General features: G+C 68.4%; 20 protein-coding genes and 1 riboswitch. All 20 genes read right to left on the bottom strand.

The genetic code is table 11. The features are described from left to right. Positions 1 to 16 precede the first annotated feature (16 nt). Positions 17 to 847 carry a methylenetetrahydrofolate reductase [NAD(P)H] gene (gene metF / locus C7H84_RS19460; RefSeq protein WP_121860308.1) on the bottom strand — a complete coding sequence of 277 codons (831 nt, stop codon included), beginning with the start codon at positions 845 to 847 and terminating at the stop codon, positions 17 to 19. 24 nt (positions 848 to 871) lie between these two features. Next, complete coding sequence (locus tag C7H84_RS19455) at positions 872 to 1,225, bottom strand: phage holin family protein (RefSeq protein WP_006477367.1); 354 nt, start codon at positions 1,223 to 1,225, stop codon at positions 872 to 874. 163 nt (positions 1,226 to 1,388) lie between these two features. Then, complete coding sequence (gene ahcY, locus C7H84_RS19450) at positions 1,389 to 2,807, bottom strand: adenosylhomocysteinase (RefSeq protein ID WP_121860307.1); 1,419 nt, start codon at positions 2,805 to 2,807, stop codon at positions 1,389 to 1,391. 34 nt (positions 2,808 to 2,841) lie between these two features. Further along, positions 2,842 to 2,958, bottom strand: a riboswitch (S-adenosyl-L-homocysteine riboswitch). An 84-nt stretch (positions 2,959 to 3,042) separates the two neighbouring features. Next, positions 3,043 to 3,777: an RNA polymerase sigma factor FliA gene (locus tag C7H84_RS19445; RefSeq protein ID WP_121860306.1), complete on the bottom strand. Its 735-nt coding sequence runs from the start codon at positions 3,775 to 3,777 to the stop codon at positions 3,043 to 3,045. A gap of 22 nt (positions 3,778 to 3,799) precedes the next feature. Then, entirely contained in the window at positions 3,800 to 4,618 is an 819-nt protein-coding gene (locus C7H84_RS19440) for an AAA family ATPase (RefSeq protein ID WP_121860305.1), read from the bottom strand. Beyond that, complete coding sequence (gene flhF, locus C7H84_RS19435) at positions 4,611 to 6,401, bottom strand: flagellar biosynthesis protein FlhF (RefSeq protein WP_121860304.1); 1,791 nt, start codon at positions 6,399 to 6,401, stop codon at positions 4,611 to 4,613. Before flhF ends, C7H84_RS19440 begins: the two co-directional genes overlap by 8 nt. Next, positions 6,398 to 8,500 (bottom strand): flagellar biosynthesis protein FlhA, encoded by a 2,103-nt coding sequence (flhA, locus tag C7H84_RS19430; RefSeq protein ID WP_121860303.1) that lies wholly within the window; start codon positions 8,498 to 8,500, stop codon positions 6,398 to 6,400. Before flhA ends, flhF begins: the two co-directional genes overlap by 4 nt. Further along, positions 8,497 to 9,696, bottom strand: a complete 1,200-nt coding sequence (gene flhB, locus C7H84_RS19425) for a flagellar biosynthesis protein FlhB (protein ID WP_121860302.1) — start codon at positions 9,694 to 9,696, stop codon at positions 8,497 to 8,499. Before flhB ends, flhA begins: the two co-directional genes overlap by 4 nt. A 282-nt stretch (positions 9,697 to 9,978) precedes the next feature. Continuing rightward, positions 9,979 to 10,359, bottom strand: coding sequence for a DUF805 domain-containing protein (locus tag C7H84_RS19420; RefSeq protein ID WP_121860301.1), 381 nt, complete (start codon positions 10,357 to 10,359; stop codon positions 9,979 to 9,981). Between the two features lie 361 nt (positions 10,360 to 10,720). Further along, positions 10,721 to 11,218, bottom strand: a complete 498-nt coding sequence (locus C7H84_RS19415; protein ID WP_121860300.1) for a VOC family protein — start codon at positions 11,216 to 11,218, stop codon at positions 10,721 to 10,723. A gap of 37 nt (positions 11,219 to 11,255) precedes the next feature. After that, the gene (locus tag C7H84_RS19410; RefSeq protein WP_121860299.1) at positions 11,256 to 12,497 is read right to left on the bottom strand and encodes a DUF3443 domain-containing protein; all 1,242 of its coding nucleotides are present in this window, start codon (positions 12,495 to 12,497) and stop codon (positions 11,256 to 11,258) included. Between the two features lie 16 nt (positions 12,498 to 12,513). Further along, positions 12,514 to 13,029, bottom strand: coding sequence for a DUF2844 domain-containing protein (locus tag C7H84_RS19405; RefSeq protein WP_121860373.1), 516 nt, complete (start codon positions 13,027 to 13,029; stop codon positions 12,514 to 12,516). A gap of 305 nt (positions 13,030 to 13,334) precedes the next feature. After that, positions 13,335 to 14,066, bottom strand: a complete 732-nt coding sequence (gene cheZ / locus C7H84_RS19400) for a protein phosphatase CheZ (RefSeq protein WP_121860298.1) — start codon at positions 14,064 to 14,066, stop codon at positions 13,335 to 13,337. 2 nt (positions 14,067 to 14,068) lie between these two features. Continuing rightward, positions 14,069 to 14,464, bottom strand: coding sequence for a chemotaxis response regulator CheY (gene cheY / locus C7H84_RS19395; RefSeq protein ID WP_121860297.1), 396 nt, complete (start codon positions 14,462 to 14,464; stop codon positions 14,069 to 14,071). A 64-nt stretch (positions 14,465 to 14,528) separates the two neighbouring features. Continuing rightward, positions 14,529 to 15,623: a chemotaxis response regulator protein-glutamate methylesterase gene (locus C7H84_RS19390; protein WP_121860296.1), complete on the bottom strand. Its 1,095-nt coding sequence runs from the start codon at positions 15,621 to 15,623 to the stop codon at positions 14,529 to 14,531. Continuing rightward, positions 15,620 to 16,369 (bottom strand): chemoreceptor glutamine deamidase CheD, encoded by a 750-nt coding sequence (gene cheD, locus C7H84_RS19385; protein ID WP_121860295.1) that lies wholly within the window; start codon positions 16,367 to 16,369, stop codon positions 15,620 to 15,622. Before cheD ends, C7H84_RS19390 begins: the two co-directional genes overlap by 4 nt. After that, positions 16,366 to 17,352 (bottom strand): CheR family methyltransferase, encoded by a 987-nt coding sequence (locus tag C7H84_RS19380; RefSeq protein WP_121860294.1) that lies wholly within the window; start codon positions 17,350 to 17,352, stop codon positions 16,366 to 16,368. Before C7H84_RS19380 ends, cheD begins: the two co-directional genes overlap by 4 nt. A 3-nt stretch (positions 17,353 to 17,355) precedes the next feature. Further along, positions 17,356 to 19,326 (bottom strand): methyl-accepting chemotaxis protein, encoded by a 1,971-nt coding sequence (locus tag C7H84_RS19375; protein WP_121860293.1) that lies wholly within the window; start codon positions 19,324 to 19,326, stop codon positions 17,356 to 17,358. 37 nt (positions 19,327 to 19,363) lie between these two features. Beyond that, positions 19,364 to 19,879 (bottom strand): chemotaxis protein CheW, encoded by a 516-nt coding sequence (gene cheW / locus C7H84_RS19370; protein WP_121860292.1) that lies wholly within the window; start codon positions 19,877 to 19,879, stop codon positions 19,364 to 19,366. A gap of 48 nt (positions 19,880 to 19,927) precedes the next feature. Next, complete coding sequence (cheA, locus tag C7H84_RS19365; protein ID WP_121860291.1) at positions 19,928 to 22,180, bottom strand: chemotaxis protein CheA; 2,253 nt, start codon at positions 22,178 to 22,180, stop codon at positions 19,928 to 19,930. Positions 22,181 to 22,193 lie beyond the last annotated feature (13 nt).

Here is a 22,193-nt window from a genome sequence, read left to right as displayed (position 1 = left end):
AGGCGCCGTGCGGCGCTTAACCGGCGAGCCGTTCGCAGATGGTCCGCGTGGCGGACGCCGCGTTCAGCGTGTAGAAATGCAGACCCGGCACGCCCGCGTCGATCAGGCGTCGGCACAGATCGGTGACGACGTCCGCGCCGAACGCGCGGATCGCGTCGCGATCGTCGCCGAAGCTCTCGAGCCGGCGCGCGACCCAGCGCGGCACTTCCGCGCCGCACATGTCCGAGAAGCGCATCAGCTGCGAGAAGTTCGTGATCGGCATGATGCCCGGCACGATCGGCACGTCCACACCCAGCTTGCGCGCATCGTCGACGAAGCGGAAATACGCGTCGGCGTTGAAGAAGTACTGCGTGATCGCGGAATTCGCGCCGGCTTTCACCTTGCGCGCGAAGTTCTCGAGATCGGCCTTCGGCGAGCGCGATTGCGGGTGGTACTCCGGATAGCCGGCGACTTCGATGTGGAACCAGTCGCCATGCTCGGCGCGGATGAAGCTGACGAGCTCCGACGCATAGCGCAGCTCGCCGACCTCGCCCATCCCCGACGGCAGGTCGCCGCGCAGCGCGACGATATGCCGGATGCCGTGCGAGCGGTACTGGTCGAGAATCGCGCGCAGGCTGTCGCGCGACGAGCCGATGCACGACAGGTGCGGCGCGGCCTCGAGGCCGTCCTTCTGCATGTCGAGCACGGTATCGAGCGTGCCCTGCTGCGTCGAACCGCCGGCGCCGAACGTCACGGAGACGAATTTCGGCTTCAGCGGCATCAGCTGCGCACGTGTCGCGCGCAGCTTCTCGACGCCGTCCGCCGTCTTGGGCGGGAAGAATTCAAACGAAAGTTCGAACGATTTCATGATTCGCAAGAGTGGGCCCGGCCGTCAGCCGATGTCGCGCTGCCCGAAGATCAGCGCGGACAGCAGCCACGACACGATGCTGTACAGGATCGAACCGAAGAACGCGGACCAGAAACCCGACACCTCGAAGCCCTTCAGCAGCGACGACGCGAACCAGAAGCACAGCGCGTTCACGACGAGGATGAACACCCCGAGCGTGACGATCGTGACGGGCAGCGTCAGCAGGATCAGCACCGGACGGATCACCGTGTTGATCAGGCCGAGCACGACCGCGATGATCAGCGCCGTGCCGAAGCTCTTGATGTGGATCGACGGCACGAGGTACGTGATGATCAGCAGCGCGAGGGCGTTGATGACCCAGGTGAGGATGACGCTCATGGAGGGCTCCGGTTCGGTTGTCGATCTGGTCGATCAATGCGCGCGGTAACCGCCGCCGGCCGCCGCGCGTGCCCGCGGGCACGATGCGACGGCCGGCGATCCGGCACCGTGCCGCCGCACCGCGCACGCCGGTTTCGGGCATGCGCGGCGCGGCGGCGGCACATCAATAGCGGTAGTGGTTCGGCTTGAACGGGCCGTCCTTCTGCACGCCGATGTACGACGCCTGCTCGTCCGACAGCACGGACAGGTTCGCGCCGATGCGCGCGAGGTGCAGGCGCGCGACCTTCTCATCGAGATGCTTCGGCAGCACGTACACCTTGTTTTCGTACTCGGCGCCGCGCACGAACAGCTCGATCTGCGCGAGCGTCTGGTTCGCGAACGAGTTCGACATCACGAACGACGGGTGGCCGGTCGCGCAGCCGAGGTTCACCAGGCGGCCTTCGGCCAGCAGGATCACGCGCTTGCCATCCGGGAAGATGATGTGGTCGACCTGCGGCTTGATGTTTTCCCACTGGTACTGGCGGGTCGACGCGACGTCGATTTCCGAGTCGAAGTGGCCGATGTTGCAGACGATCGCGTTGTGGCGCATCGCCTTCATGTGATCGTGGTTGATCACGTGGTAGTTGCCGGTCGCCGTCACGAAGATGTCGGCCTTGTCGGCCGCGTATTCCATCGTCACGACGCGGTAGCCTTCCATCGCCGCCTGCAGCGCGCAGATCGGGTCGATTTCGGTGACCCACACGGTCGCGCCGAGGCCGCGCAGCGACTGCGCGCAGCCCTTGCCCACGTCGCCGTAGCCCGCGACGACCGCGACCTTGCCCGCGATCATCACGTCGGTCGCGCGCTTGATGCCGTCGACGAGCGACTCACGGCAGCCGTACAGGTTGTCGAACTTCGATTTCGTGACCGAGTCGTTCACGTTGAACGCCGGGAACGGCAGGCGGCCGTCCTTTTCCATCTGGTACAGGCGGTGCACGCCGGTCGTGGTTTCTTCGGTCACGCCCTTGATGTGCGCGAGGCGCGTCGAGTACCAGGTCGGATCGGCGTCGAGGTGCTTCGCGATCGACTTGTACAGCGCGACTTCTTCCTCGTTGGTCGGCTTCGCGATCACCGAACGATCCTTCTCGGCCTTCGAGCCGAGGATCAGCAGCAGCGTTGCGTCGCCGCCGTCGTCCAGGATCATGTTCGCGAATTCGCCGTTCGGCCATTCGAAGATGCGGTGCGAGAACTCCCAGTACTCGTCGAGCGACTCGCCCTTGAACGCGAACACCGGCGTGCCGGCTTCGACGATCGCGGCCGCGGCGTGATCCTGCGTCGAGAAGATGTTGCACGACGCCCAGCGCACGTCGGCGCCGAGTGCCTTCAGCGTCTCGATCAGCACGCCCGTCTGGATCGTCATGTGCAGCGAACCGGCGATGCGCGCGCCCTTCAGCGGCTGCTGCGCCTTGTATTCGTCGCGGATCTGCACGAGGCCCGGCATTTCGGTCTCGGCGATGTTCAGTTCCTTGCGGCCCCAGCCGGCAAGTGCCATGTCGGCGACGACGTAATCGTTGGAAGCCTTGGAATCGATAATGGCGTTCATCACGCCCTCCTTTCTAAAAAAGTTCTAGAAATTGGTGACGTGAGCGCCGTTCAGGAAGCGGGGCCGGCGCGAAACTCGCCGCACGGCTGCTTGGTGAAGCTCTCCGAGCCTGGCGGACGCAGGATGGTCCGTCGCAACGCTCCTCGGAAAACGGGAGGGATTGTAGCAAATCGGCGCGGGAATTGTGCGCCGCGCGCGCCACGCGCGGCGTCGGCGCGTGGGTGCGATGTAAGGGTCAGTTCTCCGCGCCGACCCACGCCTGTTCGCGCAGCCGCGCACGCAGGCGCGCGACGGCCTGGCTGTGCAGCTGGCACACGCGCGACTCGCTGACCTCGAGCACCGCGCCGATCTCGCGCAGGTTCAGCCCGCGCTCGTAGTACAGCGACATCAGCAGCTTCTCGCGCTCGGGCAACCGGTCGATCGCGTCGACGAGCGCCTCGCGCAGGTGGTCGTCGAGCAGCGCCGACAGCGGATCGGAGTGATCGACGCGATAGCGGTCGAGGAACGGCTCGTCGTCGGCCGCGCGGTCGAAATCCTCGTAGTAGATCAGCTGGCTGCCGTGCAGGTCCTGCAGCATTCCCTGATATTCGTCGAGCGGCATCTTCAGGTGCTCGGCGATCTCGGTCTCGCTCGCCGAACGGCCCAGGTTCTGCTCGACCTGGTGCACCGCGTGCTCGACCTCGCGCGACGTCTTGCGCAGGCTGCGCGGCAGCCAGTCGTTGCTGCGCAGCTCGTCGAGCATCGCGCCGCGGATGCGCTGCGTCGCGTAGGTCTCGAACTGCGCGCCCTGGTCTTCCTTGTAGCGCCCGGCCGCGTCCATCAGGCCGATCATGCCGGCCTGGATCAGGTCGTCGAGGTCGACGCTCGCCGGCATCTTCGCGACGAGCTGCAGCCCCAGGCGCCGCACGAGCGGCGCATATTGCGCGAGCACGTCGGCCTGGGTCATCTTTCCTTGAGCGTTGTACATCATGGCTCTCTCCTTCCGGTGGCGCTCACGCGGCGTGCGCCGCACCCGCCTCGTACGACGGTTTGCCGCCCGCATGCACGGCCCGCCCGGCGCCCGTGCTCGGACGCATCGGCCAGTACAGCAGGTCGGCGGCAATCTGCCGGTAATCGCGCGCGGCAGCCGACGACGGGAACGCGTCGACCGCGGTATGCATCAGGTCGCGCGCATGCTCGACGAGCGGATCGGCGCTCACGCAGCCGGCGTCGGCGATCGACACCGCCAGGTAGCGGCTCGCGACGCCCGCGAGGTTGTCGAATGCGGTTCTGGCGTCGGCATGACTGCCGACGTGGTTGGTCAGCACGCGGAACTGCGCGACCGCGTGCGCGAAATGCAGGCGCTTCATGCACGCGTACGCCTCGGTGATCGCCTGCGCGGCGACCCGCGTGACGATCAGCACGTCGTGCGCCTCGCGCGCGAGCGCGGAGAAGGTCCCGTCCGCGCCGAGCTGCGCGTCGACCAGCACGATGTCGGCCTGGCCGTCGATGAAGTCGCTCAGCTGCGTGTCGCTGTAGCCGTCGCGCGCGAGCTGCGCGGCCGCGCACAGGCCGAAGCCGGCGGCCACCCGCGTGCGCTCGCCGTCGCGCAGCCACGCGCCGGCGAGGGTCGCCGCGGCCGACTGCACGTCGGCGCGCTCGTCGACGACGAGCACGTCCTTGCCGAGCGCGGCCAGCGCGGCCGCGACGTTGACGACGGTCGTCGTGCAGCCGACACCCGCCGGCCCGCCCGTCACCGCGACGATGCGCGACGCACGCCCGGCGAGCAGGCGCCGCAGCCCTTCGGCCTGATCGATGATCCGTTTATCCAAATCGCACCTCGTGCAGCTCGGCGGTGGAACGTGCGGTCAGTGCGGAAAGCAGCGTCGGCATGTCCTCGTCTTGCGGCACGAAGGGCGAACCGTCGCGCGGCACACAGAACGCGCTTTTCAGCAGGAATCGGGTCGACGCGACATACAGGTTCTCCGGCACCTTCTGGCCGGTCGACACGTAGTGCACCGGCAGCTTGTAGCGGATCACGGTGTCGAGCACGCCGCCGAGGTGGGTCGCCTCGTCGAGCTTGGTCAGGATGCAGCCGGCCAGATCGGGATACTCGGCCGCGCTGCGGTACGCCTGGACGACCTCGTTGAGCGTGTCGCCGTGGCTCGTCGCGTTGAGCAGCAGCAGGCGCTGCACCGGCGCGTTCGCGCCATGCAGCATCGCGATCTGGTCGGACAGCGCGCGGTCGCGCTGGCTCATGCCGATCGTGTCGATCAGCACGATATGCTTGTTGCGCAGCTCGGACAGCGCGAGCTCGAGGTCGCCGGCGTCCTTCACCGCGTGCACCGGCACGCCGAGGATCTTGCCGAAGATGCGCAGCTGCTCGTGGCCGCCGATCCGGTAGCTGTCGGTGGTCAGCAGCGCGACCTTGCTCGCGCCGAAGCGCATCACGCAGCGCGCGGCGAGCTTCGCGGTGGTCGTCGTCTTGCCGACCCCGGTCGGCCCCATCAGCGCGAACACGCCGCCGCGCTCCATCAGCGCGTCCTCGTTCTCCAGCACCGGCAGGTTCGCCGCGAGCACCGACTGCGCCCAGTCGGCAGCCTGTTCGAAGGTCTGCGCATCGTCGCCGGACGGCAGGTTGTCGACCAGCATGCGCACCAGCTGCGCGGAGAAACCGGCCGAGAACAGGTGCTTGGTCAGCGCGCCGTGCACCGGGCTGCGACGCTGGCGGTCGTGCCACATCAGGCTGTCGAACTGCTCTTCCATCATCCCGCGCATTGCGCCGAGCTCATGCATCACCGTGTCGTTGACGATGCCCTCGATGCGCGCTTTCACCGCATCGGCCACCGCGGCGGCAGCCTCGGAGGACAAGCGCGTGCGTTCGGCCGGTTTTGCAGCAGCGCTCGTTTCGCTGGCGCGCATCGCGGCGGCGGACGGCATCCGGCGCTCGGCATCGCGCATGATGTCGCGCGCCCAGCCGGCCGGCGTCGCGGCCGCGGCGTCGTGCTGCGGGCGGGCCGGCGCCTGCGGGGCGGCCGGCGTTGCCTGCGCGCGGGCGAGCAGCGCTTCGCGCTGCTGCGTGAGGCGCTTCGCGTGCTCGACGAGCCACGGCGCGGGTTCGGACGACGCAGCCGGCGCGCCGGGCGCCGCTGCGTCGATAGCGGAGACAGGGGCCGAAGCAGCGGCGGACGCAACCGGCGACGGCGCTGCCGCGTCGATGGCGTGCGCGTCGGCGTCGAAGCCGGCCGGTTCCGCAGCCGGCGCTGCCGTGTCGGCGCTCGCGCCGAACACCGACGAGAACACGTCCGGCAACCCGCCGTCGCCCGCTGCATACGGATTGACGGCCGGGCGCGCGGGCGCGGCGCCCGGACGCGACACGATGCCGGGGACGGCGGCGGCCGGCACGGATTCCCCTGCGCGCGACGCGAAGCTGCGCGGACGCGCGGCGGCCGGCGGCGCGACCGCGGCGAGATCCGAATCGGCGAGTGCGACGATTTCGACGCTGCCGTCATCGAGCGTGCGGTTCGACAGCACGACGGCGTCGGCGCCCAGTGCCTCGCGCACGAGACGAAGCGCGTCGCGGCTCGTCGCGCCGGTGAATTTGCGAATGTTCAAGCGGAACCCCCGATGACGTTAACGACTTTGATCGTGCGTGTGTCCGGCACTTCGGCATACGACAGCACTTTCAGTTGCGGCAGGCTGCGGCGCAGGAAACGCGCGAGCATCGCGCGCAGCGCGTGCTGCACCAGCAGCACGGGCGGCAGCCCGAGATTCTGTTGACGCAGCATCGCCTGTTGCGTGCCGGTCAGAAGGTTGTGCGCGAGGCCGGGCTCGAGGCCCGGGTTCGCGCCGGTGGCGAGCGCCTGCGACAGCACGCGCTCGAGATTCGAATCGAGACCCATCACCTGCATCTCGCCCGCGCCCGGATACCACTGCTGCGTGATCGCGCGGCCGAGCGACAGCCGCACCGCGGCGGTGATCTCGTACGCGTCGCCGCGGCCCGCGTGTTCGGACACGGCCTCGAGGATCGTGCGCATGTCGCGGATCGGCACGCCTTCCTCGAGCAGGTTCTGCAGCACTTTCTGCAGCGTGGTCAGCGAGATCGTCTTCGGCACGAGGTCCTCGACGAGCGACGGCGCATCCTTGCCGGTGCGCTCGACGAGCGACTGCACTTCCTGGCGGCCGAGCAGTTCGGCCGCGTGCTGGACGACCAGATGGTTCAGGTGCGTCGCGACGACCGTGCTCGCATCGACGACCGTGTAGCCGTACACCTGCGCCTGCTCGCGCATCGCGACGTCGATCCATACGGCCGGCAGCCCGAACGCGGGATCCTGCGTCGCGGCGCCCGGCAGCGCGGCCGTCACCTGGCCCGGGTTGATCGCGAGCCACTGGCCCGGGAACACTTCGCCCGCGCCGATCTCGACGCCCTTCAGCGCGATCCGGTACGCGTTCGGCCGCAGCTCGAGGTTGTCGCGGATGTGGATCACCGGCGGCAGGAAGCCGATTTCCTGCGCGAATTTCTTGCGGATGCTCTTGATGCGCTTGAGCAGCTCGCCGTCGCTGTTCTTGTCGACGAGCGGAATCAGCCGGTAGCCGACCTCGAGGCCGAGCGGGTCGATCAGCTGCACGTCGTCCCAGGTCGCCTCGTGGCTGTCACCCGGCAATGCGGCGGGCGGCGCGATCTCGGTCACGTCGCCGGCTGCCACGCGGGCGGCCGCGCGGCGCGTCTGCGTGCGGGCCAGCCAGATCGCGCCGCCGCCAAGCGCGAGGAACGCGAAGTGCGGCATGCCCGGGATCAGCCCCATCAGCACGATGATCGCGCCGGTAATCGTCAGCACGCGCGGGTTCGTGAACAGCTGGCCGGTGATCTGCGTGCCGATGTCCTCGTCGGTCGCGACGCGCGACACGATCACGCCGGCCGCGGTCGAGATCACCAGCGACGGGATCTGCGCGACGAGGCCGTCGCCGATCGTCAGCAGCGTGTAGTTGGTGCCGGCCGCGGCGAAGCTCATGTCGTGCTGGACCATCCCGACGATCAGCCCGCCGATCACGTTGATCGCCATGATGATCAGGCCCGCGATCGCGTCGCCGCGCACGAACTTCGACGCGCCGTCCATCGACCCGTAGAACTCGGCTTCCTGCGATACGGCCAGGCGCCGCTTGCGGGCCTGCTCTTCGTTGATGAGGCCGGCGTTCAGGTCGGCGTCGATCGCCATCTGCTTGCCGGGCATCGCGTCGAGCGTGAAGCGCGCGGACACTTCGGCGATCCGCCCCGCGCCCTTCGTGATCACCATGAAGTTGATGATCATCAGGATCACGAACACGATGATGCCGACCGCGAAGTTGCCGCCGACGAGGAAGTGGCCGAACGCCTCGATCACCTGGCCGGCCGCGTCGGGGCCGGTGTGGCCTTCGAGCAGCACGACGCGCGTCGACGCGACGTTCAGCGACAGGCGCAGCAGCGTCGAGAACAGCAGCACGCTCGGGAACGCCGCGAAGTCGAGCGGCTTCATCGTGTACATGCTGACGAGCAGCACCATCACCGACAGCGCGATGTTGAACGTGAACAGCAGATCCAGCAGCAGCGGCGGCAGCGGCAGGATCATCATCCCCAGGATCATGCAGATGAGGATCGGGCCCGCGAGCGCGCGCAGGTTGGTGCCCGCGAACGGGTTCGCGCGCTTCGCGAACAGGCCGGTGGTCGGGGTGCTCATGCTGCGTTTCCTTGCTTGCCGAGCGTGTCTTCGGCTTCTTCACGCTCGTCGTCGGCGGGGACCGACGCCCCCTTGTCGAGTTCGGCCGGCACGGCGAGATCGACCGGCGCGGCCGGGAACGCGCCGCCTTCGGCGCGGAAGCGCCGCAGCTGGTAGACCCACGCGAGCACTTCGGCGACGGCCGAGTACAGCGAGCCCGGGATCTCGCGTTCGATTTCGACGTTGTGATACAGCGCCCGCGCGAGCGGCGGCGCTTCGAGCAGCGGCACGTTGTGCTCGGCCGCGAGTTCGCGGATGCGTGCGGCGACGAGGTTCACGCCCTTCGCGACGACCTTCGGCGCGCGCATCTCGCCGTCCGTGTACTGCAGCGCGACGGCGAAGTGGGTCGGGTTCGTGACGACCACGTCGGCCTTCGGCACGGCGGCCATCATCCGGCGCCGCGCGATCGCGCGCTGCTGCTGGCGGATGCGGCCCTTCACGTGCGGATCGCCTTCGTTCTCGCGATGCTCGCGCTTCACTTCTTCCTTCGTCATGCGCAACTTCTTGTTGTACTGCCAGATTTGGTAAGGCACGTCGAGCGCGGCGACCACCAGCATCCCGGCGACCGTCGTGCCGCAGCACACGGCGACCAGGTGCAGCGCGTCCGCGAGCGCGGAGCCGAGCGGCTGGGTCGCGAGACCGAGCAGTTCGTCCTTGCTGCGCCAGATCGCGATGCCGCCGATCCCGCCGACGACCAGCGTCTTCGCGAGCGACATGCCGAGCTGGATCGGTCCCTGGATCGAGAAGATGCGGCCGAGGCCCGAGATCGGGTTCAGGCGGTCGAACTTGAGTTCGAAGGTCTTCTGCGAGATCAGCCAGCCGCCGAGCGCCATCGGCGCGAGCAGCGCGGCCAGCCCGGTGAGCGCGAGGATCGGCAGCAGCGCGGCGAAGCCTTCGAGGCTCGCGCTGCCGGCCGCCGACAGCATCCGGTGTGTGTCGAACGCGGTCGCGCGGTCGAACGCGAACGCGCCGCGCAGCATCGCCTGCAGATGGGCACCCGACGGACCCGCGAGCAGCCACGCGCCGTAGAACCCGGCCGCGAGCAGCGCGAACGAAGCCAGCTCGCGCGACCGCGCGACCTGCCCCTCCTCGCGCGCCTTCTCGCGGCGCCTCGGAGTGGCGGCTTCGGTTCTGTCGAGATCGCTCTCGTCTGCCACGGGGCCTCCAGTCGGGTACGGCGAAATGCCGCTTTCCAGTGACACCGATTATTCATGCGCAGGTCAAACGGCGATCGGTCGAGAAAAGCCGGGAAAGGGGGGTATTTCGGGGAATCGGGCGAGCGGGTGCGGCGAGCGCGTGCGGCGCGCGGGGAGACGATGGAAATCGCGTTCGGGAGCGGCGGCGGGAGCGGGAGCGGGAAAGCGGCGAAGCAAGGCAGCCGTGAAGCGACCGTCGGCCCACCCCGACGCGACGGCGTCGCGCGTCGGGGCGGGCGGCGTTCAGAGGACCGGAATCGGATCCGTGCCGAAACGGTTCGGGCCGTCGGTGCCGCGCGAGCACATCCACACGAGCAGCAGGATCCCGCCGACGATCGGAATGAATGCGATCAGCAGGAACCAGCCCGAGCGGCCCGTATCGTGCAGGCGACGGACGGTGACCGCGAGACTCGGCAGCACCAGCGCGAGCGACGCGACCATCGCGACGATCAGCACCAGCAGTGAAATCGCGCCGGTATCGCGACCGATCGCGGCGAGCACCTGGCATGCGATCGACACGATGCCGGTGAGCAGCGCGAAATACCAGTATTCGGCGCGGCGCGCGCGGCCGTCGAATTTCGCATACTGGTTGAATACGGAACGAACGGCTTCGGTGAAATTCATCTTATTACCCTTTGTTTTAAATCGGCGACCCCGGAAACAACGCGGGAATTATAAGTTTGAATTTTGGCGCATTGCATCTCTTTTCACGCGCGTGTTGCCATCGCGCCCGCCGTGGCCGAGCCGGGGAGGCTGCAGCGGGCGAATGCCGTATCGGTAATGGTCCTGTCACGTCATTTTTATATTCGCGACGCGCTGGCAGAAATAACAGCCGATAATCACGAATTGATTACACGCGCATGAAACGCGTCGCGATCGATAATCGAATCGATGGTTCGGCGGCCGATTTACCGGCCGGCCGGGAATATCATCGGGCAACACAAGCGCCCGCCGGAATTCGCGCATCCCGGCCGCGGTTAGCGCGCTAGCCGGCCGCCGCGTGCTGCAGCGCGTCGAGATCGAGCTTCTTCATCTTCAGCACCTCCGCCATCACGCGCTCGGCACGCACCGGATCGCCCGCCATCAGTTCAGTCATCTGCACGGGCACCACCTGCCACGACACGCCGAAGCGGTCGCGCAGCCAGCCGCACTGCTGCGCGCGTTCGTCGCCGCCGTCGGCGAGCGCCGCCCAGTAGCGGTCGATCTCGCGCTGGTCGCGGCAATTGACGACGAACGACACGGCCGGCGTGAGCGGAAACGCCGGGCCGCCGTTCAGCGCGAGAAACGCCTGCCCGTCCAGTTCGAACGATACGGTCATCACCGCGCCCTCGGCCTGCCCGGACGCCTGCGCACCCGACTTGCCGTAGCGGGCGACGTGCAGGATGCGCGAATCGTCGAACACCGACACGTAGAAATCGGCGGCCGCCTCCGCGTCATGGTCGAACCACAGAAACGGCGTGATGCGTTGGATACGCTGGTTCATGGCGCCCCCCTTCTGCTACTGCCGTTTCGGTGCGCGCTCAGAACGCGACGTAAGGCTTCGCGCCGCCGCTCGACGTCTTGTCCATTCCGAAGTAGATCGTCTTGCCGTAGAAGTGCGGCAGACCCAGATCGAGCCAGCCCGCGGCGCCAAATGGACCGGCGATGTCGTTGAACGCGAACGTCGACGAGTTCGCAAACACCGCATCGGCGTTCACGACCGGCATCGACACGCCGCCCGTCGTGCCGTTCTGGCCGGTCAGCGTCGCCGTATAGGTGGTCGACGACGCCGGGCAGTAGAACTGCGTGTTGGTCGTGCAGATCTTCTGCGACGAATCGTTGAAGAAATACGCATTCGAGCCGGTATCGAAGAACGCGGTCACGTTGCCGCCGAGGAACGTCGCGCTGACGTCGCCCGTCGTCGTCGACGTCAGCACCGTCGACGCGCCCAGCGCGTTGTTGCCCTGCGTACCGATCCCGAACGTCAGCAGGCCCGTCGCGCTGGCCTGCCCGTTGTTCGAGATGTTCGGCATCTGCACGATCACGCCGTTGTTGTCGGTCGCGAAGCGGTGGACGGGGTTGGCCACCTGCTGCGCCACCGGCACCAGCGTCACCGTGCAGCTCGAGTTGCCGTTCGGGCACGCGTAGTAGTTGTTGTACGTCGCCGACGTCAACGTCGCGCAATTCGTGCCGCAATCGACCGGCGCCGGCCCGATGCCGAGGATGCCGTTCGCGCCGAGATCACTCGCCGTGTTGGCCGACGTGCCGCCGTTCGTGCACGAGCTCGGCACGTTGGTCGTGCCGAGGTCGCCGATGATCTGCACCGGCAGCCCGCTCGCCTGCTCGGTGCCGATCGACAGGTCGACGGTGCGCACCGTGCCCCACGTGTAGCTCGTCACGAACTTGCCGCACTCGGCGACCGGCGCGCCGCCGCTCGTCACCTGCGGCAGGTTGTTCAGCACGCCCGACACGGCGCTGCCGACGAGCCGCAGCCCGTACGACGCGGTGTCGACCAACACGTTGTTGACGATCTGGCAGTTCGACGTGCCGGGCGCGCAGATCTTCACGTTGACGGTCGGGATGTTGATCACGTGCGCGACACCGGTGCCGACCGTGATCACGGCCGTGTTCGCGGTATTGCCGTCCGACAGGCTGGAGCCGCCGCCGCTGCTGCCGCCGCCGCCATTGTCATCGCCGCCGCCGCATGCGGTCACGAGCAGCACCGTGGCAGCCGCCAGGCCCAGCAGGCCGAGCCAGCGCTTGAAGGTACGAGGAATGTTCAAGATCGCTCTCCCGCTGTCACTGGATGTCGGTGCCGGTCACGCCGGCCGGCAGCGCGGCCGGCAGCCATGCCTGCCCCGCGAACGCGCCCATGTGGCCGCCGGTGCGGATCACCAGGCCCGTCGTATCGACGGACACGGGCGCGCGCCAGCCGCGCGCCGCATGCGCGGCCTGGACACCGGCGGTGTACTGCGGGAAATAGCTGCCGAGCAGCGACGCCAGGTCCGGCATGCTCGGCCCGCGCCACGCGAGGCCGAACACGGTGCCGGAGGCGGTCGTGTATTCGTGGATGACGGTGCCCGACCCGAGTGTGATCTCGCGGACGGTGTAGGCGGCGGTGTTCGCCTGCGCGTTCGCCTGCGCGCCGTCGGCCGAGCGCATCGCGCGCTGCATCGCGCGCACGGTGGCGGCGTGATCGTCCGCAGGCGGCGACATCGGTGCGCCGCCCAGTTCGGCGTGTGCGTGGACGCTCCACAGCACACCCATTGCGGCCGTCGCGTGCGCGGCGGCCCAGCCCAAGCGTTTCAGCTTCACGTTCCCCCCCAAGGGACTGGCTTCGTTGCCAGGCGCGGCTCCCATCAGATCCGGCGCCGCCCGTCAACAAATGAAAGTCTTCAGAATGACGCTTCGTTGCTGCTGACGCGTAGTATGCCTGCGGAGTGTGGCGGAGTGTCAATTCGTCACGGCATGACGCGACGCAGCATGGCGTGCGGCGCCGCGCGCCGCCGGCGCGGCGGGGGAGAAACATGGCGCGAGCCATGTGCATCGGGCCGCTCCGCTACGGGGAGCGGCGCCGATACGCTGCGGTGCACACGACCTGGGTCAGAAAACGGCCTGCGTCAGAAGCCGAGGCTCGCGAGCAGATCGTCGACCTGCCCCTGATCCTGCACGACGTCGGACTTGCCTTCCGGCGCGATCTGCGGCCCGTTCAGCAGCGACTCGGGGCTGCCGGTCGCGCTGATCTGCTCGGCCGCGAGCGCGGCGGCAGTCGCCGCGAACTGCTCGCGCCGCTCGGGTGCGATGTTCTCGACCAGCACGGTGAGCAGTTGCTGCTCGATCAGGTAGACCATGTCCATGATCTTCTTGATCACCTGCCCGGTCAGATCCTGGAAATCCTGCGCGAGCATGATCTCGAGCAGCTGCGCGCTGGTCGCGGCCGTGGCTTCGGGCAGCGCGTGCAGGAACGTGCGCGTGTCGCCCATCAGCTCGCGCACTTCCGCGTGCTCGATCGGCGCCGCGTACCACTGCGACCAGCGTGCGTCGAGCGCCTCGGCCTCGTTCTGGATCCGCTCCTGCACCGGCTTCGCGATCTCGATCGCGTTCAGCACGCGCTCGGCCGCCTGCTCGGTCATCGTCGCGACGTAACGCAGCCGGTCGCGTGCATCGGGCACGGCTTCCGCCGCCCGCTCGACGTGCTTGTCGAGCCCGAGTTCGCGCATCGAATCGCGCAGCGCCCGCGTGACCTGGCCAATGCGCGCGAGGATCCGGTCGCTCGCGTAATCGGCGCCTTCGGCATGGCCGTCGGCGCTGAACGCCGCGCCGGTGAGCGCCGCATGGATCGGCTCGTTCACGTTCAGCTCCCGGCCTTGACCATCTTGTCGATGATCTTGTTCAGCTTCTCATCGAGCGTCGCGGCCGTGAACGGCTTCACGACATAGCCGCTCGCGCCCGCCTGCGCGGCCGCGATGATGTTCTCCTTCTTCGACTCGGCCGTGACCATCAGCACCGGCAGATGCGTGAGCGTCGCGTCCGCGCGGATTTCCTTCAGCATCGCGAGGCCGTCGAGGTTCGGCATGTTCCAGTCGGAAATCACGAAATCGAAGCCGCCGCCGCGCAGTCGCGCGAGGCCGGCCGCGCCGTCCTCGGCTTCGTCGACGTTCGTGTAGCCCAGTTCCTTGAGCAGGTTGCGGACGATCCGGCGCATCGTCGGGAAATCGTCCACCACCAGGATTTTCATGCTCTTGTCCATCGTCGTTCCTTTGCAGATTCGTTACCGTCGGGGCCCGCATCGCACGTGCCCCGTGACCTTTCATTCAGACGCGCTGCACGCGGTCGCCCATCGTCGCCAGGCGCGCCATCACGCGCCGGCTCATCTCCGCGAGCGGCGCGATCTCGTCCGCGCCGCCGAGCGCGATCGCCTCGCGCGGCATCCCGAACACGATGCAGCTCGCCTCGTCCTGCGCGAACGTGTGGGCGCCCGCGCGCTTCATGTCGAGCAGGCCGGCCGCGCCGTCGCGCCCCATCCCGGTGAGGATCACGCCGATCGCGTTCTTGCCCGCGTGCTGCGCCGCCGAGCGGAACAGCACGTCGACCGACGGCCGGTGCCGGTTCACCGGCGGCTCGTCGGACAGCTGCGCGATGTAGTTCGCGCCGCTGCGTGCGAGCAACAGGTGGGCATGGCCCGGCGCGATGTACGCATGGCCCGGCAGCACGCGCTCGCCGTGCTCGGCTTCCTTCACCGCGATCCGGCACAGGCCGTTCAACCGCTGCGCGAACGACTTCGTGAAGCCGGGCGGCATGTGTTGCGCGATCAGCACCGCTGGCGCATCCGGCGGCAGCGGCGTCAGCACTTCGCGGATCGCCTCGGTGCCGCCCGTCGATGCGCCGATGATGATCAGCTTCTCGGTACTGACGAGCGGGTTGTTGATCATCGGCGCGGCCGGCTGGCCGCTCGCCGCGCGGGCGGCGGCAGCCTGAGGCTGCGGCGCCTGGCGCACGCGGGCGCGCGATGCCGCGCGGATCTTGTCCGCGAGCTTTTCCGCGTAATCGAGCATGCCGTCGCGAATCCCGACGCGCGGCTTCGTCACGAAGTCCACCGCGCCGAGCTCGAGCGCGCGCAGCGTGATCTCGGAACCGCGCTCGGTCAGCGACGACACCATCACGACCGGCATCGGCCGCAGGCGCATCAGCTTCTCGAGGAAGTCGAGCCCGTCCATGCGCGGCATTTCGACGTCCAGCGTCAGGACGTCCGGGTTGTGCTGCTTGATGAGCTCGCGCGCGACGAGCGGATCGGGTGCGGTCGCGCACACCTCCATGTCGGGCTGGCTGTTGATGATCTCCGTCATCAGGCTGCGAATCAGCGCCGAATCGTCGACGCACAACACTTTGATCTTCTGCACTGCGGTCATGCCTCCTGCTTTCTCGAAAGGTTGGCCGCATACGCGCTGCCGGTCTTCGTATTCGTCGCCGCCGAGCCGGCGCCGCCGCGCGCACCGAACAGCTCGATGCGCGGACGCGCGGGCGGCGGCGCTGCGGCCGGCCGCTGCGCCGAGAACAGCTCGACGTGCGCACGCTGCCGCAACGCGCGCACGCGGTCGGCCTCGCGGGCCAGCGCGGCTTCGCGCTCGGTCACGCCCGGCACCTGCAGCCGCAGCTTCTTCACCATCGCGCGGCCGGTGCGCGGCATGAACGCGACCTTGCGCGGATGCACGCCCTGTAAATCCTCAGCCGTGATGCGGATGCGCTCCAGCGCCAGATAGCGGCGCACGAAATCGGCATTGCGATCGCCGATGTTGATCGTCGTCATCCCCGCCAGCACGGCCGCGCCGCCGAATACCTTGGCCTCGATGCGCTCGCGGCGCCCGCCGGCCTTGATCAATTCGTTGATCAGCACTTCCATCGCGTACGCACCGTAGCGCATCGAATCCGACGCGGCCGCGCCGGCATCGGCGCCGTCGTCGGGCAGCATGAAGTGATTCATCCCACCGATGCCCGCGAACGGGTCGTGCAGGCACGCGGCGACGCACGAGCCGAGCACGGTCATCAGCACCATGTCCTCGGACGTCGTGTAGAACTCGTTCGGCAGCAGCTTCACGCCGGGGCGTTCGAAGTGGTTGTCGAAGTAGCGATTGGTTGCGATCGGCAGGCCGCTCATCCGCGTTCTCCGTAAGCGGGTGCGGCGCCCGCGGCACGCGCGGGGATACGCGACGCCAACGCCGCGGCCGGTGCCGCGCCGCGCGCTCGCGCGCCCTGCGCGGCATCGCGCGTCAGTTCGTACACCGTCTGCCCGCGCAGCCGGAATGCCTGCGAGACGTACGTGAAGTTCTCCGAATGGCCGGCGAACAGCAGCCCGCCCGGCTTCACGAGCGGCTCGAAGCGCGACAGCACCTGCCCCTGCGTCGGCTTGTCGAAATAGATCATCACGTTGCGGCAGAAGATCGCGTCGAACGGCTTGCCGATCCCGTAATCGGCATCGGTCAGGTTCAGCTGCTCGAAGCGAATCATCGCGCGCAGTTCCGGCCGCACCTTCACGCGGCCGGCCTGTGCGCCGGTGCCTTTCAGGAAGAAGCGCTTGAGCCGCTCCGGGCTCAGGTGCTTGACCTGGTCGTAGGTATAGATGCCGGCCTCGGCCTTCGCGAGCACCTGCGTGTCGAGGTCGGTCGCGAGGATCGATGCGCCGCGCGCGGCCGAATCGCCGAGCGCCTCGATCAGCGTGATCGCGATCGAGTAAGGCTCCTCGCCGGTCGACGCCGCCGAGCACCACACCGATACCGGTGCCGGCCGCGCCTTCACGAAGTCGGCGAGGATCGGAAAATGATGCGACTCGCGAAAGAACGCGGTCAGGTTGGTCGTCAGCGAGTTGGTGAACGCTTCCCACTCGAGCGGATCGTCTTCCTGCTCGAGCAGGTCGAGGTAGTCGCGGAACGTGTCGAGGCCGCGGGCGCGCAGCCGGCGTGCAAGCCGGCTGTACGCCATGTCGCGCTTGTGCTCGGACAGCGAGATTCCCGCGCGTTGATGGATCAGCGCGCGGATGCGTGCGAAATCCGCGCCGGTGAACGCGAAGTCGCGCCCCGGCTCGCCCGCGCGGGGCGAGGCATCCGGTGCATCAGGTCGAAACGGTGCGCGCGCGGACGGCATGGCTCAGAAAGTCTCCCAGTCGTCGTCGGATGCGCCGGCCGTGGCCAGCGCCGGCTTCTCGCCGTTCAGCGCCGGACGCACCAGCGCGGGCTTCTCGGCGGGCTTCTCGGCCGCCTTGTGGGCAGGCTTGTGGGCCGGTGCGGCCGCCGTCTTCGCGAGACGCGGGCCGTAGCCGCCGGCGGCCGGCGCTTCCTTCGGCGCGCGCGCAGCGGAGTCGGTCGTGCGCTTCGTGTCGTGGCCCGGCACCGGGGCCGCGGCATGCGATGCACTCGCGGCGCGGCGTGCCGCCGGCTGGGCCGCAGCGTGCGGTGCCGGCAGTGCAGCCGGCGCGGTGTCGTGACGGCTCTCCGACGGCAACGCCGGCGCCGCTGCGTGAGCTGCCGTGCGCACGGCGCCGCGCGCCGGTGCGAGCGCGATGCCGCCCGCGACACGCCACTCCGACACGATCGCCTTCATCTGGCGCGTCTGCTCCTCGAGCGACGCCGCGGCGGCCGCGGCCTCCTCGACGAGCGCCGCGTTCTGCTGCGTGACCGAATCCATCTGGCCGACCGCGCGATTGACCTGTTCGATGCCGGTCGACTGCTCCTCCGACGCGGCGCTGATCTCGCCCATGATGTCGGTCACGCGGCGCACGGCCTGCACGATCTCGTCCATCGTCGAGCCGGCGCGCGCGACGAGCGCGGACCCGCTATCGACCTTCTCGGCCGAATCGCCGATCAGCTGCTTGATTTCCTTCGCGGCGCTCGCGCTGCGCTGCGCGAGCGAGCGCACCTCGCCCGCGACCACCGCGAAGCCGCGGCCCTGCTCGCCGGCCCGCGCGGCTTCGACCGCCGCGTTCAGCGCGAGGATGTTGGTCTGGAACGCGATGCCTTCGATCGTGCCGATGATGTCGACGATCTTGCCCGAGCTCGTCGCGATGTCCTGCATCGTCGACACGACCTGGCCGACCACTTCGCCGCCCTGCGTCGCGATGTCCGATGCGTTCACCGCGAGCTGGCTTGCCTGCCGCGCGTTTTCCGCGTTCTGGCGCACGGTGCCGGTCAGCTGCTCCATGCTCGACGCGGTTTCCTGCAGCGACGCGGCCTGCTGCTCGGTGCGCTGCGACAGATCGGTGTTACCGGTCGAGATCTCGCGCGCGCCGACGTCGATCGATTCCGTGCCGCGATGCACGGCCTGCACCATCGTCGTCACGGCATCCTGCATCCGCTTGATGCCGCCGAACAGCCGGCCGATCTCATTGGTGCTGAACACGTTCACCGGTTGCGTGAGGTCGCCGCCGGCAATGCGTTCGAAGTGCGCGATCGCGTCTTCCAGCGGCTTCACGATCAGTCCGCGCATCGCGAAGCGGATCGCGATCACGACGACGAACGCGATCGCGATGCCGGCCGCGATCAGGCCGATCATCATCGAGATCTGCGACTGCGTCGCGGCCTGGCGCTCTTCCGCGCGCTTTTGCAGCGACGCGATCACGGCCGCCGCCGTCTGGTCGAAGGCGACGAACATCGGGCTGATCTTCGTGTCGGCAATCGCGTGGTACGCCGCCATGTCGCCCGCGCGCGCCGCGACGAATTCGGGCTCGACGCCTTCCTTCACGATCGTCGTGTAGCGTGCGGCGAGCTCGTCGACGAGCGTCTGCTCGACGCCCAGCTTCGGCAACGACTGGAACGCCTGCCAGTTCTGGTTCGACTTCGCGAACAGCTCCTGCGCGCGGTCGAGCACCTTCGTCGCGTCGGCCGCATTGCCGGCTTCGGTCAGCGTACGGAAGCGATCGAGCGCGATACGCGAACGCAGCAGGTGCGCGGCCGTGTCGTCCAGCGCGTGGATCGCCGGCAGATCGACGTGCGCGATCTCGTCGAGCGAGCGGCTCGCGTGATTGAGCGCGTAGAGGCCGAGCCCGCCGACCGCGGCGGCCAGGCACACGAGGATGAGTCCGACCGCCGTGAGCGTCGTGCGGATCGACCAGTTATGCAACATTGCAGATTCTCCCGAAGTTACTGCGCGCGCGGCGCGCTTATGCGCCGAGCGTCTCGATCAGCGCCATTTCCCGGCTCGACATCAGCTTCTCGATGTCCATCAGGATCAGCATGCGGCCGTCGACCGTGCCGAGGCCCGTCAGGTACTCGGTCGTCAGCGTCGCGCCGAATTCCGGCGCCGGCATGATGTGGTCCGTCTGCAGCGTCAGCACGTCGGACACGCCGTCGACCACCATCCCGACCACGCGATTCGACACGTTCAGGATGATCACGACGGTCTGGTGGTCATACTCGACGCGGCCGAGATGGAACTTGATCCGCATGTCGACGATCGGCACGATGATCCCGCGCAGGTTGATCACGCCCTTGATGAAGTCCGGCGCGTTCGCGATGCGCGTGACGCTGTCGTAGCCGCGGATTTCCTGCACCTTCAGGATGTCGATCCCGTATTCCTCATCGCCGAGCGTGAAGACGAGAAATTCCTGGCCCGTCGCGTCGCCGTGTTCGGCGGCGCGGCGGCTGGTAGCCGCGTTCGCCGCGGCCGAATTGATCATTTGGACTTCAGCAGACACGTGTGCCCCCAATCGGTTGAATGGCGAGAGTCAGAAGATGGCGAGCTCGGCGCCGGCTCGGGCGCCGTGCATCGCACGGGTTTCGCGGTTAAGCGCCGCGACGTCGACGATCAGTGCGACGCTGCCGTCGCCCAGGATGGTCGCCGCCGAGATGCCGTGCACCTTGCGGTAATTGGTTTCGAGGTTCTTCACGACCACCTGCTGCTGGCCGACGAGCTCGTCGATCAGCATCGCGAAGCGTCGCCCCTCGGTTTCCATGATCGTGACGATCCCCTGGGTCGGATCGGTGCGCGCATCGTCGACCGAGAACACTTCGTGCAGCGCGACGAGCGGCAGGTATTCGCCGCGCACGCGCACCACGCGCTCGCCGTTGCCGACCGTGTAGATGTCGTCGATCGACGGCTGCAGCGACTCCATCACGAAGTTCAGCGGCAGGATGAAGATCTCGCTGCCCACCTTGACCGACATCCCGTCGAGAATCGCGAGCGTGAGCGGCAGCACGATCCGCGTGGTCGTGCCGCGGCCGGCCTGCGACGAGATCTCGACATGGCCGCCCATCGACTGGATGTTGCGCTTCACGACGTCCATCCCGACGCCGCGGCCCGACACGTCGGTCACGGTCTCGGCGGTCGAGAAGCCCGGCGCGAAGATCAGCTGCCAGACTTCGTCGTCGCTGATGTTCTCGGAAATCTGCATACCCTGCTTCGCGGCCTTCGCGAGGATCCGCTCGCGGTTCAGGCCACCGCCGTCGTCGCTCACTTCGATCACGATGTTGCCGCCGTGATGCGCGGCCGACAGCACCAGCTGGCCGACGCCGTCCTTGCCGGCGGCGACGCGCTTGTCGACCGTTTCGATCCCGTGGTCGAGGCTGTTGCGCACGAGGTGCGTGAGCGGGTCGATGATCCGCTCGATCAGGCTCTTGTCGAGCTCGGTCGCCTGGCCGAACGTGACGAGCTCGACCTGCTTGCCGAGCTTGCCGGCGAGGTCGCGCACGAGCCGCGGGAAGCGGCTGAACACGTAGTCCATCGGCATCATCCGGATCGACATCACCGCTTCCTGCAGGTCGCGCGCATTGCGCTCGAGCTGCGCCATCCCGTTGAACAGGCGGTCGTGCAGCGCCGGATCGAACGCGCTCGCGGTTTCCGCGAGCATCGCCTGCGTGATCACGAGCTCGCCGACCAGGTTGATCAGCTGGTCGACCTTCTCGACGCCCACGCGGATCGAGCTGCCTTCGGCGCCCGCCGCTGCACCGGCGGCCGGGCGCGCACGCTTGTCGTCGTGGTGCGCGGCGGCCTGCGCGGGTTGCGCGGCCGGTTCGGCGTGCGGTTGGGGCGCCGGTTGTGCGGCTGCGCTCGGCTGCGCTTGCTGCGGCGCTTGCTGCTGTGCTTGCTCGGGTGCCTGCGGCGCGGCGGCGGCCGGTGCGGCACCGGCGGCTTGCGCGAACACTTCGACGCGCGCGGCCGGCTCCGGCGCGGCGGCCGGTTCGACGGCGGCCGCTGTCGCTGCCGGTGCGGCCGGTGCGGTGCCGCGCCCGATGCGGATCTGGCTGTCGTCGATCACGAAGCAGCACACGGCGACGATGTCGTCGGACGACACGTCCGATTCGAGCCACAGCGTCAGGTCCGCGCCCACTGCCTCGCGGCCGACGATGCGGCCGAGATTGCCGAGTTCCTCGCTGAGCAGCGCCTGGTCCTTCGCGTCGACGCCGACGAGCGTGATCTTCAGGTGCGGGCCGTCCGCGCCGGCGTCGGCCGCCGGATGCGCGGCCGCGACGGCCTGTTCGACCACGTGATCGGGCGTGTGGTCGCTGCCGGCGGCGGCCGGGGCCGGTGCGGCCGCCACGACCGGCGCCACAGGCGCGGCCTGCGCGGCTTCCGCGGGCGCAGCCGCGCCGCTCTCGACCTTCAGGCGTTCGAGCTTCGCGCAGATCGTCGCGGCAGCCGCCGCGTCCGGTTCCGCGCTCGCGCGATAGTCGACGAGCTGGTCGGACAGCACGTCCTTGGTCTCGAGGAACGCATCGACCATTTCCTTGGTCAGCGTCAGCTCATGGTTGCGCGCGCGGTCGAGCAGCGACTCGAGGATGTGGGTCGTCTCGGTCAGCGCGGAAAAGCCGAACGTCGCCGCGCCGCCCTTGATCGAATGCGCGGCGCGGAAGATCGCGGCCAGGTCTTCGGGGTCCGGCGAGCCGACGTCGAGGTTCAGCAGCAGCTGCTCCATCTGCGCGAGCAACTCGTCCGCTTCGTCGAAAAAGGTCTGGTAGAACTGCGTGATGTCGAGAGTCATGCCCGGTCACCGG

The sequence above is a fragment of the Burkholderia sp. Nafp2/4-1b genome, from assembly GCF_003635165.1.
Classification (GTDB): domain Bacteria; phylum Pseudomonadota; class Gammaproteobacteria; order Burkholderiales; family Burkholderiaceae; genus Burkholderia.
Note: the sequence above shows the minus strand (reverse complement) of the source record. Positions and strands in the feature narration are given on the sequence as shown.

Coding starts and splice junctions, on each gene's coding strand:
- metF (WP_121860308.1), bottom strand. CDS start 847: ATGAAATCGTTCGAACTTTCGTTTGAATTCTTCCCGCCCAAGACGGCG.
- C7H84_RS19455 (WP_006477367.1), bottom strand. CDS start 1,225: ATGAGCGTCATCCTCACCTGGGTCATCAACGCCCTCGCGCTGCTGATC.
- ahcY (WP_121860307.1), bottom strand. CDS start 2,807: ATGAACGCCATTATCGATTCCAAGGCTTCCAACGATTACGTCGTCGCC.
- C7H84_RS19445 (WP_121860306.1), bottom strand. CDS start 3,777: ATGATGTACAACGCTCAAGGAAAGATGACCCAGGCCGACGTGCTCGCG.
- flhA (WP_121860303.1), bottom strand. CDS start 8,500: ATGAGCACCCCGACCACCGGCCTGTTCGCGAAGCGCGCGAACCCGTTC.
- C7H84_RS19420 (WP_121860301.1), bottom strand. CDS start 10,359: ATGAATTTCACCGAAGCCGTTCGTTCCGTATTCAACCAGTATGCGAAA.
- C7H84_RS19415 (WP_121860300.1), bottom strand. CDS start 11,218: ATGAACCAGCGTATCCAACGCATCACGCCGTTTCTGTGGTTCGACCAT.
- cheY (WP_121860297.1), bottom strand. CDS start 14,464: ATGGACAAGAGCATGAAAATCCTGGTGGTGGACGATTTCCCGACGATG.
- C7H84_RS19390 (WP_121860296.1), bottom strand. CDS start 15,623: ATGACCGCAGTGCAGAAGATCAAAGTGTTGTGCGTCGACGATTCGGCG.
- cheD (WP_121860295.1), bottom strand. CDS start 16,369: ATGAGCGGCCTGCCGATCGCAACCAATCGCTACTTCGACAACCACTTC.
- C7H84_RS19380 (WP_121860294.1), bottom strand. CDS start 17,352: ATGCCGTCCGCGCGCGCACCGTTTCGACCTGATGCACCGGATGCCTCG.
- C7H84_RS19375 (WP_121860293.1), bottom strand. CDS start 19,326: ATGTTGCATAACTGGTCGATCCGCACGACGCTCACGGCGGTCGGACTC.
- cheW (WP_121860292.1), bottom strand. CDS start 19,879: ATGATCAATTCGGCCGCGGCGAACGCGGCTACCAGCCGCCGCGCCGCC.
- cheA (WP_121860291.1), bottom strand. CDS start 22,180: ATGACTCTCGACATCACGCAGTTCTACCAGACCTTTTTCGACGAAGCG.